The organism is Actinoallomurus acanthiterrae (assembly GCF_054775715.1).
In genome coordinates this window covers 10,706,144-10,721,129 of sequence record NZ_BAAHCO010000001.1, presented here as the reverse complement: position 1 = coordinate 10,721,129, position 14,986 = coordinate 10,706,144, and the positions used below count along the sequence as shown (strand labels likewise).

Annotated in this window: 12 protein-coding genes and 1 pseudogene; 6 read left to right on the top strand and 7 right to left on the bottom strand. The window is 71.1% G+C overall.

Translation table 11 applies throughout. The features are described from left to right. Positions 1-4: 4 nt before the first annotated feature. Together ACYVF7_RS50565 and ACYVF7_RS50560 are read left to right on the top strand one after the other, a co-directional pair. Positions 5-2,575 carry an FtsX-like permease family protein gene (locus tag ACYVF7_RS50565; protein WP_460354007.1) on the top strand — a complete coding sequence of 857 codons (2,571 nt, stop codon included), beginning with the start codon at positions 5-7 and terminating at the stop codon, positions 2,573-2,575. A gap of 59 nt (positions 2,576-2,634) precedes the next feature. After that, complete coding sequence (locus ACYVF7_RS50560) at positions 2,635-3,777, top strand: acyl-CoA dehydrogenase family protein (RefSeq protein WP_460358541.1); 1,143 nt, start codon at positions 2,635-2,637, stop codon at positions 3,775-3,777. Here the strand turns inward: ACYVF7_RS50560 and mctP are convergent. Further along, positions 3,752-5,512 (bottom strand): monocarboxylate uptake permease MctP, encoded by a 1,761-nt coding sequence (gene mctP / locus ACYVF7_RS50555; protein WP_460354004.1) that lies wholly within the window; start codon positions 5,510-5,512, stop codon positions 3,752-3,754. The two genes, ACYVF7_RS50560 and mctP, sit on opposite strands and share 26 nt — an antisense overlap. Next, positions 5,509-5,685, bottom strand: coding sequence for a DUF3311 domain-containing protein (locus ACYVF7_RS50550; RefSeq protein ID WP_460354002.1), 177 nt, complete (start codon positions 5,683-5,685; stop codon positions 5,509-5,511). The genes mctP and ACYVF7_RS50550 overlap by 4 nt, the downstream gene beginning before the upstream one ends. A 176-nt stretch (positions 5,686-5,861) precedes the next feature. Here ACYVF7_RS50550 and ACYVF7_RS50545 point away from each other — a divergent pair. The 3 genes and pseudogenes from ACYVF7_RS50545 (at position 5,862) to ACYVF7_RS50535 (ending at position 9,226) form a co-directional block, all read left to right on the top strand. Beyond that, positions 5,862-7,480, top strand: a pseudogene (locus ACYVF7_RS50545) (acetolactate synthase large subunit). 79 nt (positions 7,481-7,559) lie between these two features. Beyond that, entirely contained in the window at positions 7,560-8,576 is a 1,017-nt protein-coding gene (locus ACYVF7_RS50540) for a DMT family transporter (protein WP_460353999.1), read from the top strand. 158 nt (positions 8,577-8,734) lie between these two features. Then, positions 8,735-9,226 (top strand): hypothetical protein, encoded by a 492-nt coding sequence (locus ACYVF7_RS50535; protein WP_460353997.1) that lies wholly within the window; start codon positions 8,735-8,737, stop codon positions 9,224-9,226. A gap of 141 nt (positions 9,227-9,367) precedes the next feature. Here ACYVF7_RS50535 and ACYVF7_RS50530 read toward each other — a convergent pair whose 3' ends face one another. Together ACYVF7_RS50530 and ACYVF7_RS50525 are read right to left on the bottom strand one after the other, a co-directional pair. After that, positions 9,368-9,820 (bottom strand): hypothetical protein, encoded by a 453-nt coding sequence (locus ACYVF7_RS50530; RefSeq protein WP_460353995.1) that lies wholly within the window; start codon positions 9,818-9,820, stop codon positions 9,368-9,370. A gap of 646 nt (positions 9,821-10,466) precedes the next feature. Beyond that, on the bottom strand, positions 10,467-10,799 hold the full coding sequence (locus ACYVF7_RS50525) for a hypothetical protein (protein ID WP_460353994.1): 333 nt from the start codon (positions 10,797-10,799) through the stop codon (positions 10,467-10,469). Between the two features lie 137 nt (positions 10,800-10,936). Here ACYVF7_RS50525 and ACYVF7_RS50520 point away from each other — a divergent pair, with 137 nt between their 5' ends. Beyond that, a complete protein-coding gene (locus tag ACYVF7_RS50520; protein WP_460353992.1) occupies positions 10,937-12,211 on the top strand; it encodes a helix-turn-helix transcriptional regulator in 1,275 nt (424 codons plus the stop codon). Between the two features lie 53 nt (positions 12,212-12,264). Here the strand turns inward: ACYVF7_RS50520 and cutA are convergent, their stop codons facing one another. Genes cutA through ACYVF7_RS50505 form a run of 3 tightly spaced genes read right to left on the bottom strand, consistent with a single transcriptional unit; the run spans position 12,265 to position 14,977 of the window. Then, entirely contained in the window at positions 12,265-12,579 is a 315-nt protein-coding gene (gene cutA / locus ACYVF7_RS50515; protein WP_460353990.1) for a divalent-cation tolerance protein CutA, read from the bottom strand. Between the two features lie 32 nt (positions 12,580-12,611). After that, positions 12,612-13,766 carry an acyl-CoA dehydrogenase family protein gene (locus ACYVF7_RS50510; RefSeq protein ID WP_460353987.1) on the bottom strand — a complete coding sequence of 385 codons (1,155 nt, stop codon included), beginning with the start codon at positions 13,764-13,766 and terminating at the stop codon, positions 12,612-12,614. Between the two features lie 53 nt (positions 13,767-13,819). Next, positions 13,820-14,977: an acyl-CoA dehydrogenase family protein gene (locus ACYVF7_RS50505; RefSeq protein ID WP_460353984.1), complete on the bottom strand. Its 1,158-nt coding sequence runs from the start codon at positions 14,975-14,977 to the stop codon at positions 13,820-13,822. Positions 14,978-14,986 lie beyond the last annotated feature (9 nt).

Below are 14,986 nucleotides of genomic sequence, written 5' to 3'. Positions count from 1 at the left end.
CGGCGTGCTGCGACTCGCCCTGAGCACCGTCCGCGAGCGGAGGTTCGGCTTCGCCGGCTCCTTCGTCGCCGTCGTCCTCGCGGTGGCGCTGGTGTGCGCCTGGTTCACCCTCTTCCTGTCGGGGCGGCGCGCCGCGCCCGCCGTCGACCGGTTCGGCGCCACGACCGCCGTCGTGCGCGTGGACCCGGTGCTGGTCGTCACGACCGGCTCCGGCCAGAACGTCGATCGCGAGCGGCTGCCGCTCGACCAGCCGCCGTGGCTGCCTCCGGGCACGGCCGAGCGGATCCGCGGGATCGCCGGCGTGCGGTCCGTCATCGCCGACACCCCCTTCTACGCCCAGGCGGTGGGCCGGAGAGGCGGTCCGCTGCCCGGCCCGGACGGCGGCCCCTCGATGGGGCACCCCTGGTCGGCCGCGGCGCTCACCCCGTTCACCCTGCGCGCCGGGCGGGCGCCCGCCATGCCCGACGAGGTCGTCCTGGACGCGGACCTGGCACGCCGGACCTCCGTACGGCCGGGCGGGCAGGTTCAGGTCGTCACGGCGACGGGCACCCGGAGCATGCGCGTCTCCGGCATCGCGGCTCCGCCGGGCCGGGACGGCCTTCCCGGGCAGGCGGGACTGTTCTTCACGGCCGGTACCGTCCGCGCGCTGTCCGGAGCGGACCGGACGGAGTTCCTCGGCGTGGTCGCCGATCCCGGGACGTCACCGGTGGTGCTGAGCGGGCGCCTCCGCGACACACTGCGCATTCCCGGCCTGCAGGTCCTCACCGGGCGCGAGAGCGCGCGGGCCGGGTCGCCGGAGGTCGGGGACCGGCTGGAGTACGCCACGCTGTTCCTCGGCCCGATGGGCGGGATCGGACTCTTTCTGGCGATCTTCGTGATCGGGGGCACGTTCGGGTTGTCGATCCTGCAGCGCGGCCGGGAGATGGCCCTCCTGCGGGCGATCGGCGCGACGTCCTGGCAGGTCCGGCGGATGCTGATCGCCGAGGCCGTCACCGTGGCGCTGGTGGCCGCGATCCCGGGCTGCCTGCTCGGCGTCCCCCTCGCCCACCTGGTCCTCCGGCTGATGATCGACAACGGGGTCGCGCCGGAGGACTTCCACGTCCATGTCGAGAGCCTGCCGTTCGTCATCGCCACCGGGGCGGGCCTGCTGGTGACGCTGCTCGCGGTGGCGCTCTCGGCGAACCGGGCCGCGCGCGTGCGGGCCACCGAGGCCCTGCGCGAGGCGGCCGCCCCCCGGCGGATCATGTCGGTGCCCCGCTTCCTGCTCGCGCTGGTCGCCCTCGGCGGGAGCGTGCCGATCTTCCTGCTCTCCCAGCACGCCGGGGGTGAGGTCGGGGTCGCGTTCCAGTACCTCACGGTCATGATCCTGATGATGGCGGCGGCGCTGGCGTCACCCCTCCTCACCTGGTTGATCGCGCCGCCGATCGGGGCGGTGATCGGCGCGCTCGCGCGGAAGTCCGGCCGGCTCGCGGACGCGAATTCCCGGACGGGCGTACGCCGGGTGGCCTCCGCCGCGTCGGCCCTGATGCTGAGCGTGGCGCTGGGCAGCACCGCGCTCCTCGTCGGAGACTCGATCGAGTCCACCGCCATCGCGCAGAGCCGGGACCGGGTCGTCGCGGACCGGGTGCTGACCGCCAGGGACGCGCCCGGCCTGCCCACCGCCGTGACCGACGCCGTACGCGGGCTGCCGGGCGTGGCGGCCGTGTCGCCGCTGCGGTCCACGACCTTCGTGTCCGACGTGCTCGGCTCGCCCGACACGCTGGTCGCGCAGGGCGTCGATCCCGAGTCCGTCGGCCAGGTACTCGACCCGAAGGTGCGCGAGGGGTCGCTCGCCGCGCTGGCCGAACCGGGTACCGCCGCGGTCAGCCGTACGCACGCGAACGAGCGTGGCTGGAAGGTCGGTACCCGTTTCCACGGCTGGCTGGGGGACGGCACGCCGGTGGACCTGCGCGTGGTCGCCGTGTACGACCGGGCCCTCGGGCTCGGTGACTTCCTGCTCTCCCGCGGGTCGCTGGCAGGCCATCTGCACGAGAACCTGGACGACGCGATCCTGGTCCGGGCCAGGCCGGGCGCCATGACGAAGCTGGACGGGGAACTGCGGGGGCTCGCCGACCGGACGCCGACGGTGCGGGTGCTGGACGCGGGCGCCTACGCGAGGCAGGCGCGAAGCGCGCTGTCGCAGAGCACCACCAACATCTACATCGTGCTGGGACTGCTCGTCGCGTTCACCGCCATCTCCATCGTCAACACCTGCGTGATGGGGACGGCCGAGCGGGCCAGGGAGTTCGCCCTCCTGCGGCTGGTGGGCGGGTCCCGCGGGCAGGTCGTACGGACGATCTGCCTGGAGACGGCCATCGTCGCGCTGGTGGGCACGGCCATCGGCACGGTGATCGGCCTCGTGGCGCTGGCTGGTGCCACGGGCGCCCTGACCGGCTCCTTCGGCCTCCACGTCTCACCGTCGCGGTACGCGCTCGTCCTCGCGGGTGTCGCGGTCCTCGGCGTGCTGGTCAGCGTCCTGCCCGCGGGGATGGTGCTGCGCTATCGGCCGATCGCGGCTCTCCGAAGCCGGGAGTGATCGGCATGTAAGTGATAAATTACTCGCGAGTCGGTTGGTCAGCCCGAGGGAGGCCGATGGTGCGGCGCGAGATCTTCACGGACGAGCACGAGGCCTTCCGTGACATGGTGCGGTCGTTCATCGCCAAGGAGATCGCGCCGTTCCACGAGCAGTGGGAGAAGGACGGCGTCGTCTCCCGCGACGTGTGGCTGGCCGCCGGCCGGCAGGGGCTGCTCGGCATCGACATCCCCGAGGAGTACGGCGGCGGAGGCGACCCCGACTACCGCTACTACGTCGTGTTCAACGAGGAGCTGGCCCGCGCGGGCGTCCACGGCCCCGGCTTCGCGGTGCACAACGACATCAACGGCGCGTACCTGAACCGGCTCGCCACCGACGAGCAGAAGCGGCGGTGGTTCCCCGGCTACTGCTCCGGCGAGATCGTCACCGCGATCGCCATGACCGAGCCGGCCGCGGGTTCGGACCTGCAGGGCATCCGCACCACCGCCGTACGGGACGGCGACCACTACGTCCTCAACGGGCAGAAGACGTTCATCTCTAACGGCATCCTGTCCGACCTGGTCATCGTGGTCGCGCGGACCGACCCCGACGCCGGGCACCAGGGCATCAGCCTCCTCGTCGTCGAACGCGGCATGAAGGGCTTCGAGCGCGGCCGCAACCTCGACAAGATCGGCATGCACGCCCAGGACACCGCCGAGCTGTACTTCGAGGACGTCCGCGTGCCCCGGGAGAACCTCCTCGGCGAGGAAGGCCAGGGATTCGTCCACCTGATGCAGAACCTCCCGAGGGAGCGGGTGTCGATCGGCGTGACGGCCCTGGCGGGCGCGGAGAAGGCCTTCGAACAGACCCTGGAGTACTGCAAGACCCGCGAGGCGTTCGGCCGTCCGATCGGCCGCTTCCAGCACAACCGGTTCACCCTGGCCGAGATGAAGACCGAGCTGACGGTCGCCCGCGCCTTCACCGACCAGTGCATCACCGAGCACGTGGCCGACCGCCTCGGCACCGAGGAGGCCTCCATGCTCAAGTGGTGGAACACCGAGCTGTGCAACCGGGTCATCGACCGCTGCCTGCAACTGCACGGCGGTTACGGCTACATGAGCGAGTACCCGATCGCCAAGGCGTACCTCGACTCCCGGATCCAGACCATCTTCGGCGGCACGACCGAGATCATGAAGGAGATCATCGGCCGCGGCCTCGGCGTGTAGGCGGCGCCGCCGGTGCCCCGGAGCCGGCGGGCGGGGACGGCTCACCGCCCTCCGGCCGGGCGTCCCGGAGCGCGTCACCGCGGCCCGCGCCCTCGGCCCGCTCAGCGGTGCCGTCGGCCTGTCCGGCCGCGCCGTCGGGTCCCGCGCTCGTGTCGTCGGGTCCCTCACCCGCGCCGTCCGCCCGCTCGGCGGTGCCGTCCTCTCCCTCCGGAGCACCGGCGCGTCGCAGGAGCGGGCTCAGCGCGAGCACGACCAGGAGGTTGACGGCCACCGCGAGGACCCCCGCGTACACCGTCAGCTCGGTGTGCAGGCCCAGGTGTTTCAACGCGTACTGCGCGCTGCCCCAGTGGCGGCGGATCATCCGCCCCGTGGCGACGTCCGTGGCGGGCGTGACGTAGAGCATCCACAGTCCGCTGCCGATCCCGGCCGCCCAGCCGGCGAGCAGCGCCCATCGGTGGAACCGGCGGGTGTAGAGGCCGAGCACCACCGCGGGCAGCGTCTGCAGGACGATGACGCCGCCGACCAGCTGCAGGTCGATGGAGAACTGCGGGTTCAGGACGAGGATGACCGCCACCGCGCCGACCTTGACCACGAGGGACGCCAGCTTGCTCGCCCGCGCCTGGGCGGCGGGCGAGGCGTCCGGCTTCAGGTACTCCGTGAAGACGTTCCGGGTGAACAGGTTCGCCGCCGCGATGGACATGATCGCCGCGGGGACCAGGGCGCTGATCGCGATGGCCGCGAAGGCGACGCCGGCGAACCAGTGGGGGAGCATCGTGTCGTACAGCAGCGGGACCACGGTGTTCGCGTCCGGTTTCCCGCCTGAGGACACGGGCTTGATCCCGGCCGCGATCGCCATGTACCCGAGCAGCGCGAGCAGCCCGAGGATCAGCGAGTACGCCGGCAGCGCCGCCATGTTCCGGCGTACGGCGTCGCGGTTGCCGGCCGCGAGCACGCCCGTGATCGAGTGCGGGTAGAGGAACAGGGCCGCCGCCGAGCCGAACGCCAGCGTCGAGTACCCGAGCCGGGCGCCCGCCGGCAGGAGCGTCCCGTCACCGGTGCCGGGACTGTGGGCGAACTTCGCGTCGGCGGCGGCGAAGACGTGACCCCAGCCGCCCAGCCGTGCCGGGATGTACAGGACCGCGATGATCACCACGATGATGATCAGGGCGTCCTTCACGAAGGCGATCAGCGCGGGCGCGCGGAGCCCGGACTGGTAGGTGTAGGCGGCCAGGACGGCGAACGCCAGGACGATCGGCCATTCGCCGTGCACGCCCGTGGCCTTGAGCACGGCCTCGACGCCGACGATCTGCAGCGCGATGTACGGCATCGTGGCGACGATGCCGGTGATCGCGATCGCGAGCGCGAGGAGGCCCGAGCCGTGCCGGGCGCGTACGAAGTCGGCCGCCGTGACGTGCCCATGCCGCCGCGCGACGGTCCACAGCCGCGGCAGCAGGAGGAAGACCATCGGATAGACGACGATCGAGTACGGAACCGCGAAGAAACCGGTCGCGCCGGCGGCGAACACCAGGGCCGGAACGGAGACGAACGTGTAGGCGGTGTAGAAGTCACCGCCGATGAGGAACCACGTCAGCCAGGAACCGAAATTGCGGCCGCCGAGCCCCCATTCGTCCAGGTGGTCGAGCCGCTCCGCGCGCCGCCACCGCGACGCCGCGAACCCCATGCCCGTGACGAGGGCGAACACCACGATGAGAATCGTCAGCTCGGTCCATTTCATCGTGGATCGTCCCTCGTGGCGCGATAGACGATCACGATCAGCGCGATGGTGACCGGAACCCAGAGCAGCTGGTACCAGTAAAAGAACGGGATCCCGAAGAACTCCGGGCTCCGGCGGTCGTACACGACCGGGATCAACGTGCCCGCGAGGGGCACCAGCAGTAGTGCCTTCATGGATCTCGTTAATGCCCGGCAACCGCCATTTCAAAGGATTAAATCGCCGGTAATCATCACGCTTACATTCCGCCGATGCTGTCATTGAATCAGCGATCGGCAGGGCCGGGCGAAATCGTGAGAATGGCGAGCAGGGCACGTCCGGTCAGAGTCTTCACTCTTTACGCGAGGAATGAATGGTCATGAACGGCGCTGAGAGTCTGTTGCGTACGGCGGCGGCCCACGGAGTCGATGTCTGCTTCGCCAATCCAGGGACCACCGAACTCCCGCTGGTGAGCGCGCTCGACAGGGTCGGCTCCATCCGGCCGGTACTCGGTCTCCACGAGGCCGTCTGTGCCGGTGCCGCGGACGGGTACGGGCGCATGACGGGCCGGCCCTGACGCTCGTGCACCTCGGCCCCGGTCTCGCCGACGGGCTGGCCTGCATGCACAACGCGCGGCGGGCGGGGACGCCGGTCGTCACTCTGGTCGGTGACCAGGCCACCTGGCACCTCGCCGCGGACGCGCCGCTGACCAGCGACATCGCGGCGGTGGCCGCGCCCTTCTACACGTGGACCGGGCGGTCGACGTCCGCGTCGGGGATGGCCGCCGACCTCGCCGACGCCGTCGTACGGTCCAGACGCGGGCCGGTCTGCCTGATCCTGCCCGCCGATCTCGCCGACGAGCACGTCGGTGACTCCCCGAGGCCGGTCCAGGACCCCGCTTCCGGCGAGTCCACGCGGCCGGTCCGGGACCCCGCCTCCGGCGATGCCGCGTGGACGCCCGTCGAGGAGGAGCGCGTCGTGGCCGCCGCCGGAGCGTTGCGCGGCGACGGCCCGGTCGTCCTGTTCCTGGGCGGTCAGGCGCTGTCCCGGCCGGGGCTGCTGGCGGCGGACACGATCGCGCGCGCCACCGGCTGCCGGCTGATCCACGAGACCTTCCCCGCCCGCGTCGAGCGCGGCGGTGGCCTTCCCGCGCCCGTCCGGCTCCCGCACGTGTACGCCGACGCCGCGGCGACGCTGAAAGGCGTGGAGACGGTCATCCTGGTGGGGGCGCGCGAGCCCGTCAGCTCCTTCGGGTACCCGGGCCTGCCCAGCAGCCTGGTGCCCGCCGACGCGGCCGTCCAGTCGCTGGCCGGCGCCCCGCAGGACTCACCCGACGACGCCGTGGACGCCTTGCGGCGCGTGGCCGAGCGCGTCGCCGGCACGGGACGGCCGGCGCACGTCGCACGGGAGAACGGACGGGGGGACCACCCGACCGTCCCCGCCGGATTCCTGACGCCCGAGACGCTGCCCGCCACGGTGGCCGCCGGGCAGCCGGAGGGAGCGATCGTCGTGGACGAGTCGCTCACCGCCGGATTCGGCTACCACCAGGCGGCGATCCCCGCCCCGGAGCACACCTGCATGGTGGCCCAGGTCGGCGGCGCGATCGGGCACGGGCTGCCGCTCGCCACCGGCGCGGCCATCGCCTGCCCCGACCGCCCCGTGATCGCCCTCCAGGCGGACGGCAGCGCCATGTACACCATCCAGGCGCTGTGGACCCAGGCCCGCGAGGACCTCGACGTCACGACCGTGCTCTGCGACAACCAGAGCTACGAGATCGTCAAGATGGAGATGGCCAACGCCGACCGGCCGTTCGGGAACGCGTCCCGGGCACTGCTGAGCCTGGACCGGCCGGCGATCGGCTGGATCGCGCTCGCGGAGGGGCTCGGCGTCCCGTCCATCCGCGTCACCACCGCCGAGGAGCTCGCCGGGGCGTTGAAAGCGGCCCTGGCCGAGTCCGGGCCGCACTTCATCGAGGCCGTCATCCGACACTGACCCGCGCCGGGTAGCTCCGTCATGACCGGGGTAAGGCAAGCGCGTGCCCAGACGAACCTCACCACGGAAGGGGCGTGAGATGCTCGACCGGCGCGATGACGTCGCAACGCCGGAGCGCGCGGACGCCGCGCGACCCCGGTCCGGATCGGTCGTCGATCTCCTCAACAAGGCCGCCACGCGGATGCCGGTGCCCACCATGCTGGCGGGCGCCGTCTGCGTCGCGCTGTCGTCCGTCTTCGTGCCTCTCACGCACGTCTCGACCGGAACGGTGACCTTATTCCGCAGCCTGCTGTCGATGCCGCTGCTGATCCCGATGGCGCTCTCCGAGGCCCGGACCGCGCCTGCCCGGCCGCCGCGTCCACACTGGATGGCCCTGGCCGCGGGCGTTCTCCTGGCGGGCGACATCCTGCTGTGGAACCAGGCGATCGCCGACAGCGGCGCCGGAATCGCGACCGTGATCGTGAACGCCCAGGTGATCCTGGTTCCTCTGCTCGGCTGGATCTTCCTCCGGGAGCGGCCGACCGCGGCGTTCGCCGCGGTGGTACCCGTCATGCTCGCCGGCGTGGCGCTGGCCGGCGGGGTGGTGGGCGGTGGTTCCGGTCGCAACCCGACGCAGGGCGCGATCTTCGCCGCCGCGGCGGCCCTGTGCTACGCGGGGTTCCTCTTCCTGCTGCGCCAGGCGAGCGACGACGACCATGTCGTCGTACCCGTCACCGAGTCGGCGGCCGCCTCCGGCGTCGTGGCGCTCCTCGTCGGCCCCTTCTGGCACGGCCTCGCCCTGCTGCCGGGCTGGCCGGCGTTCGGCTGGCTGGCCGCCATCGCCCTGACCGGGCAGGTGGCGAGCTACCTGCTCATCGCCAGCGCGCTGCCCCGCCTGTCCGCGTCGGTCGGCGCGGCGCTGCTGCTCTTCCAGCCGGTCGGCTCGGTACTCCTGGGCGCCGTCATCCTGGGCGAACGCCCCACGCTGTTGCAGCTCGGCGGCTGCGCGATCGTCCTGGCCGCCCTCTACCTCGCCACCCTCGCCGCCCGCCGCGGCGACTCCGGCGGCGAGCAGGACGAGCCCGATTCCAGCAGTGAGTCCCATCAAAGCGCCTGAATACCCCAAGCGAGCCATAAGCCGAGCGCTGGTCCTTGTTCGTCCTCCGGACGGACAGGGCCGGGGCCTGGGTCGGGGGCGGCCGTTCACAGCATCCGGCCTGGAGCTTCACCGTATTTCGGTCGAGGCGTCGCTGCGGTCAGCCATAGCCTGTGATCATGAGGCGACTCGATCCCGAGAAGGGCTGGATACGCGAACCACGCGATCGCGTTGTTCATGTGGCCGGCGACCTGGTGCGAGTGTTCGAAGAACACTCCGGTGACGACGCCGCAGTGCCCGATGCGAACCCGTGGTACACGGTCGAGTGTGATATGACCTACGCCCCGATCGATAAAAGGCGGTCCGAAGTCGAGGATCGGCTCATCCTCCAGGGAATGGGATGCGGTTTCATGCTTACCTTTCCCACCCGCGCTGAAGCGATCGAGTGGGCTGACGCTCATGCCACCCACGGCTGCGAGGGCCGAGTGCGGCATCAGGACCATATTGACGACTGCGTCGAGTGCGTCTACCGCGACTCTAATCACTACACCCGATGCTGGATCTGCTCGGCCACGCTCAGCACGCCGGTCAACGCGCATTCGTCAAACCTGTTCCGGCATCTCGCGACGGAGCACGGAATCAACCTGCGTGGGAAGCCGGGTCCCCATTAGGGCGGTGTCGGACGGGACTGTAGAGGAAGACGGCGTCGAATCTCCCGGGGCGAAGAAGCCTCAGGCCTGTTGCGGCGTTCTCCGGAACTCCTGTACGGCCAAGGATGCGTCGACGCGTCGACCGAGCCCACCGGTCGCGCTTCAGCGGCGTAGGTCGGCGCTCGCACCCTGCGGCCGCCGGTCGGTCCGCCCGAGCGGGCAGCGTCCGTCACCGTCGCGATTCGGGCAGCAGACCACGGTCAGGTCGATGAAGTTGCCGCCCCGTAGCCACCAGGCCCAGACGACGTCGTTGCCCCGGCGCAGGGTGTCCAGGGCGTTCGCGGCCATCGTCTCCAGGGAGGGGGCCCGCTGTTGCCGTTCGAGGTGCATCCGCTGGTCGGCGATGTCGGTGTACTGCTGCGAAAGCCAGGCGACCGCGTCGCCGGGGTCGTCCCAGGTGCCCTTGACCATCCGGGCGGGCCTGGCCAGCCAGGCGCTGGTCGCCTCGGGCGGGACCACGGCGGTCTGGAACTCGGTGGTACCGGCGCGCCGCGCGTCGTCGAACGGCTTGATCGCCTCGCCGGGACCTCGGTAGAGGTACGCATGGAAGTGCACGGATCAGTCCCTAGGATCGTGGGAGCGTCCCCCCGACTTCGCCTCGGGGGGACGCCCTGTCACTCACTGCATGCCGATGACGGCGATCTCGACGCAGGCCTCACCGTCCTCGCCGGTATAGCCGCCGCATCGACGCGTGGCCTTACGCCATGCCGCTTCGTTCACGAACCCACCTCCTCCCGGTCCTCGGCGTGGCCCTTCACGGACAGTGAAGGGAGACGGAGACCTCGGGAGCGGCCCCCTCAAGCCGCCAGCGAGGTGTCCCTGTCCGCGCGACCGTCCTCAGGGGGGTGAACGGCCGTACGGGGTCTGGACGGGCTTGGGGCCTGAGGGGCTCGTGGAACCCCAGGCACGCCGTGCGCCCGATGCCGTCCGCGCGCGGCGGCGAACTCAATCTCCCGGCATCGCCGCAGGAGTTGCCGTGGGTCGCGGTCGTAGATGATGGTGGGCTCCGCACCGAACTTGGCGAGAGCGGTGTATTCGCGCCGATACCAGCACCACATGACCAGCCAGTCGGGCACGGCGGCCTGAATCCTGGCGAGTTCGGCGCGAGATGGGTCTGACCGCGCAGGTCGACGAGGCCGAGGTGCCGCAGGTCGGCCGGGCTCGCGGACCAGAATGCCGGCGACGGCGAGAAGCCGCCGGATCAACGCTCGGCTCCGGCCGTCTCGTCGGTACGGAGAACGTTGGCGATGCGGCGGGCCGCCTCGTCAACGTTCTCGGCGGGCACCATCGGCTCATGGTCCAGCGGCGCGTCGCGGGTCGGCCCTGACCACTGCCAGTGCCACCACAGGCCGCCCTGGTGCACGCGGAGCACCAGCGGCTGGCTCATGCGAGCGTTGCGGGGATTGCGTACCTCGACGGTTCCGTCTCGGTCGACGGTGACGCTCAGGTTCTGTCGTATGAGAAGGGGCGAGAGTCGTAGGGCCGCCGTCTTGATGACGTCGATCGACGGTGTAGCCGTGGGACGTGCTTGCATCTGACCTCCCGCATCTGTAATTGATCCATCACTTAAAGTGAAGACCTGCGGGTCGGCGTCGTCACGGTGATACTGGGGGACGTACACGGACACGAGAGCTCGTATCCGCGAATCTCCCCGGCCGAGGTGCACGCAACATGTCAGCCGAGTCGAAACGCATTGGCGCGCGCCTACGCTCCGAACGCCTCAAGCGTTGTATGAGTGTCGCCGCGCTCGCCGAGGCGCTCCGTGATATCGCCAGCGAACGTGACCGCCGCAGCATGCCCAAGCTGGAGGATTTACGGCGGACGATCCGTGGCCACGAGTCCGGCGAGCATCCACCCGGCCCGCGGTACCAGATGCTGTATGCCGCGGTGTTCGACCTTCCCGTAGAGGAGTTGTTCAACGCGAGGCGATCGGCGAAGAAGGCGGAAACCGCCGGCCCAGGACGGCTAAAAGCGCTCGGAGACGCGACACCTGACGATGAGATCGAGGCGCTGGAGCTCGCGCGCAGAGCCGCCGCGACCGACGTGGGTGCCGATACGCTCCGGCGACTTCGAGAAGCCGTTGATGACCTGGCGGTCGCCTACCAGCGGACGCCGCCCGCCGAGTTGCTCGAGCGGATACGACAGCACCTGGCCTATGTCACGCAGTTGCTCGACGCCCGAAAGACCCTGACCGAGCATCGAGGACTTCTGGTCGTCGGAGGCTGGCTGTCCTTGCTCGGTGCGACATGCCATATCGACCTGCATCAGCGTTCAGCCGCCCAAGCCCGGCTGCGTACGGCTGCCGGTCTCGCCGAAGACACAGGTCACGCTGAGATGGCGGCCTGGTGCCTGGAGACCCAGGCGTGGCAGGCGCTCACGGATGGCAACTACCGGGAGGCCGTGACCTTGGCCCAGGGCGCCCAGATCGTCGCACCCGCCGGAAGCTCGGCCTACATCCAGGCGTCCGCGCAGGAGGGGCGGGCCTGGGCTCGGCTGAGGGCGGCCCGTGAGACACATGCACAGATCGACAGGGTCGCCGCATTGACCGCCAACCTGCAGGCGCCCGACCGGCCAGAGCATCACTATCAGTACGACCCGGCGAAGGCCGACGCCTACACCGCGACGACGCTGGCGTGGCTCGGCGATCCCGCTGCTGAGCCGTATGCGCGACAGGTACTCGCAAGAATGGAGGCACCCGCGAACGGTCGGGTACGGGCACGCCGCGTGGCAGCTGCCCGGCTGGACCTGTCGCTTGCCCTGATCGCGGCCGACAGGCCGGACGAAGCCGCCCAGGAGACCCTGACGGCCGTCACGAGTGGCGTACTCGTGCCCTCGAACTATTGGCGCGCCGCAGAGGTCATCAGTGCGGTGCAGACCGCCGGCATCCCGGAGGCGGTCGAGCTACAGGAGGCCTACAGAGAGCTGTGCCGTCCGGCAGGCGGCTGACGGCCCATTCGATCGAGCCGTTGCGGGTCTCATCGACGAGGCCGAGTCGCTTCTCAGGACGTCGCCCGGCTCACCCACTCCAGGTATGCCTCGGAGCCTCCCAGGGTGGTGAAGGAGACTTCCGGGTTGTCCCATGGATGCGCGGCGATGAGATGCGCTTCCAGATCCGGATAGCGGTCCTTGGTCGTCTTGAGTATGACCTGCCATTCCTCGCCGGTGCCGAATTCGCCGAGATGCCAGAACGCGGTCGCCACCGGTCCGGAGACCTGCCCGGACGCGGCCAGCTTTGCCTTGACCGCCGAGTTCAGCAGAGCGATCGCGGCGTCACGACTTTCCGCGGCTGTCGACACCTGCACGTGTTCCGTCATGCGACGGAGCGTAGACGGGACTGCGACGGGCGTCAGGCGGTGGCGCGGTCGAGGCAGACGGCGGGGCCGGATGGCTGGTCTCGCAGGAAGCGGGCGGCCTCGCGGCGGTGCCGTGCGGGGCTGCCGAGGAGGACGGAGTCGACGGCGGCGCGGCGGTAGAACAGCTGGGCGTCGCAGTCGTCGGTCATGCCGACGGCGCCGTGGATCTGGACCGCCTCGGCGGCCACCCGGCGCGCGGTGTCGCCGGCGGTGGCGACCGCCTCCAGGCCGCTCATCGTCGCGTCGCCGCCGCTGTCGGCGAGCCAGGCCGCGTGGTGGGTCAGCAGCCGGGCGGCCTCGACCTCGGTGGCCGCCGAGGCCAGCCGGAAGGCGAGGGACTGGAAGCGTCCGATCGGCTGGCCGAACTGGCGGCGCTCGCGTGCGTAGGCGACCGTGAGGTCGAGGGCGCCCTGCGCAAGGCCGACCAGGTAGGCGGCGTGCCGGATGCGGGCCGCGGACACGGCCGTGGCCCAGGCGTCCTCGAGCGCGCCCGGCCTGCCGATCCAGTCGTCGGCCGTTCCGGCGGACGGGTCGAAGCAGACCGTGTACAGGTCGCCCTCGGCGATGTCCTCGTGGCGGATCGCCGTGACGCCGGGGGTGTCGCGGGGGACGAGCGCGCAGCGCAGTCCGCCGGGCGTGGTCCCGGCGAGGAGCAGGTGGCCGACGTCCGGCGCGAAGGGCACGAATCGCCGGGTCGTCGCGACGGCGCCGTCGGCGGGCAGCGGGGCGGGGACGGTGAGGGTGCGGTCGCCTCGGTCCCGGGCCGCCACTGCGACCGTCGCGCCCCCGGCGATCCGCTCCAGGCCGGGGGCGCCGGCCGGGCCCGCCTCGCGCAGCAGGTCGGCGGCGAACAGCGTGTCGGGGAGCGGGCTCTGGTAGAGCGCGGCGCCCGCCAGTTCGGCCACGACGATGGAACCGGACAGCCCGGCCTCCTCGCCGCCGTGGGCGGCGGGCAGGCCCAGGCGCACCGCGCCGAGGTCGAGCATCGCCTCCCACATCAGCCGCCGGGCCCGGCCGTCCTCGGCGCTCAGCGGGCGGCCGACCTCCCGGCCGCTCGTCCGGCGGATCGCGGGGGCCAGTTCGTCGGTGAACAGGCGCTCGAACCGCTGCCGGATCTCGCGCTGCCGGTCGCTCGGTGCGAACCGCACGGTGGTCCTCCTCTTCTCAGCGGGCGTCAGGCCGGCAGCTGCAGGCCGACAGATCAGGTCAGCAGCTGCAGGCCGACAGAGGCGATCAGGTACTGCATGATCTCCGAGGTCCCGGCGGAGAGAGTGAAGCCGGTGGCCTCGCGGTGGCCGTTCTCCAGCGCCCCGGTGTACAGCGTCCGCTCGTCCCGGGCGGACAGGACGGCGTCGAGTCCGAGCAGGTCGATCCCCGTGTGGGTGATCCGTTTGAACAGCTCGGTGGTGTACCACTTCGCCATCGCGGTCCCGACGTTGTCGAGGCGGTCCTCGCGCAGCTCGGTGATGACCCGCCAGGAGAACAGCTCCGCCGCGCGGGCCTGGGCGTGCAGGTCGACGAGGCGTTCCGCGGCGTACGGGTCGGCCAGTTCGTCGATCTCCGCGAGGCGGCGCACGATGAGGTCGAGGAGCCGCCTGGCCTTGGCCTGGAACTCCAGGCCGGTGCGCTCCACCGGGATCACCTGGTTGATCACCTGGTAGCCCTCGTCGACCTCGCCGAGGACGTCGTCGCGGGTCAGCCGGATGCCCTCCAGGCTGACGTCGCCGAAGGCGTCGTCGGAGATGCTCGGGATCGTGCGGACGGTCACGCCGGGCGTGCGCAGCGGGACGACGAACAGCGTGATGCCGTGCGCGGCCACCTCGGACTCGGTGGTGCGCGCCGCGCAGAGCGCGAAGTCGGCGAACTGCGACTTCAGGCTGTAGATCTTGCGTCCGTACAGCCGCCACCCGTCGCCGTCGGGTACGGCGCGGGCGCGCAGCGCGCTGAGGTCGGAGCCGACGCCGGGTTCGCTGTACAGCACGCTCGCGGACTGCTCGCCGCGGGCGAGCGGGGGCAGCAGCCGCTCGCGCTGCTCGGCGGTGCCGACCATCTGGATGATCAGGCCGACGATGTCGACGCTGACGATGTGCACCAGGTCGGGCACGCCGTGCCGGATCAGCTCCTCGGTCAGGATCGACTTCTCGACGATCCCGCGGCCGAGCCCGCCGTACTCCTCCGGCCAGTTGACCGCGAGCCACCGTCGCTCGCCGAGCCATCGGTACACCTCTACCAGCCCCGGTTCCTCGCGGGCCGGGGCGTGCCGGATCTCGTCGACGACCTTCCGTACCGAGTCCTGGGACAGGAAGTCGCAGACCTCCCGCCGGAAGGACTCCTCGTCGGGGCTGAGCCCGTACTCCACCGACATCAC

Excerpts from the sequence above, each read along its gene's own strand:
- ACYVF7_RS50550 (WP_460354002.1), bottom strand. The coding sequence starts at position 5,685 with ATGAAGGCACTACTGCTGGTGCCCCTCGCGGGCACGTTGATCCCGGTC.
- mctP (WP_460354004.1), bottom strand. The coding sequence starts at position 5,512 with ATGAAATGGACCGAGCTGACGATTCTCATCGTGGTGTTCGCCCTCGTC.
- ACYVF7_RS50540 (WP_460353999.1), top strand. The coding sequence starts at position 7,560 with ATGCTCGACCGGCGCGATGACGTCGCAACGCCGGAGCGCGCGGACGCC.
- ACYVF7_RS50525 (WP_460353994.1), bottom strand. The coding sequence starts at position 10,799 with ATGCAAGCACGTCCCACGGCTACACCGTCGATCGACGTCATCAAGACG.
- ACYVF7_RS50535 (WP_460353997.1), top strand. The coding sequence starts at position 8,735 with ATGAGGCGACTCGATCCCGAGAAGGGCTGGATACGCGAACCACGCGAT.
- cutA (WP_460353990.1), bottom strand. The coding sequence starts at position 12,579 with ATGACGGAACACGTGCAGGTGTCGACAGCCGCGGAAAGTCGTGACGCC.
- ACYVF7_RS50520 (WP_460353992.1), top strand. The coding sequence starts at position 10,937 with ATGTCAGCCGAGTCGAAACGCATTGGCGCGCGCCTACGCTCCGAACGC.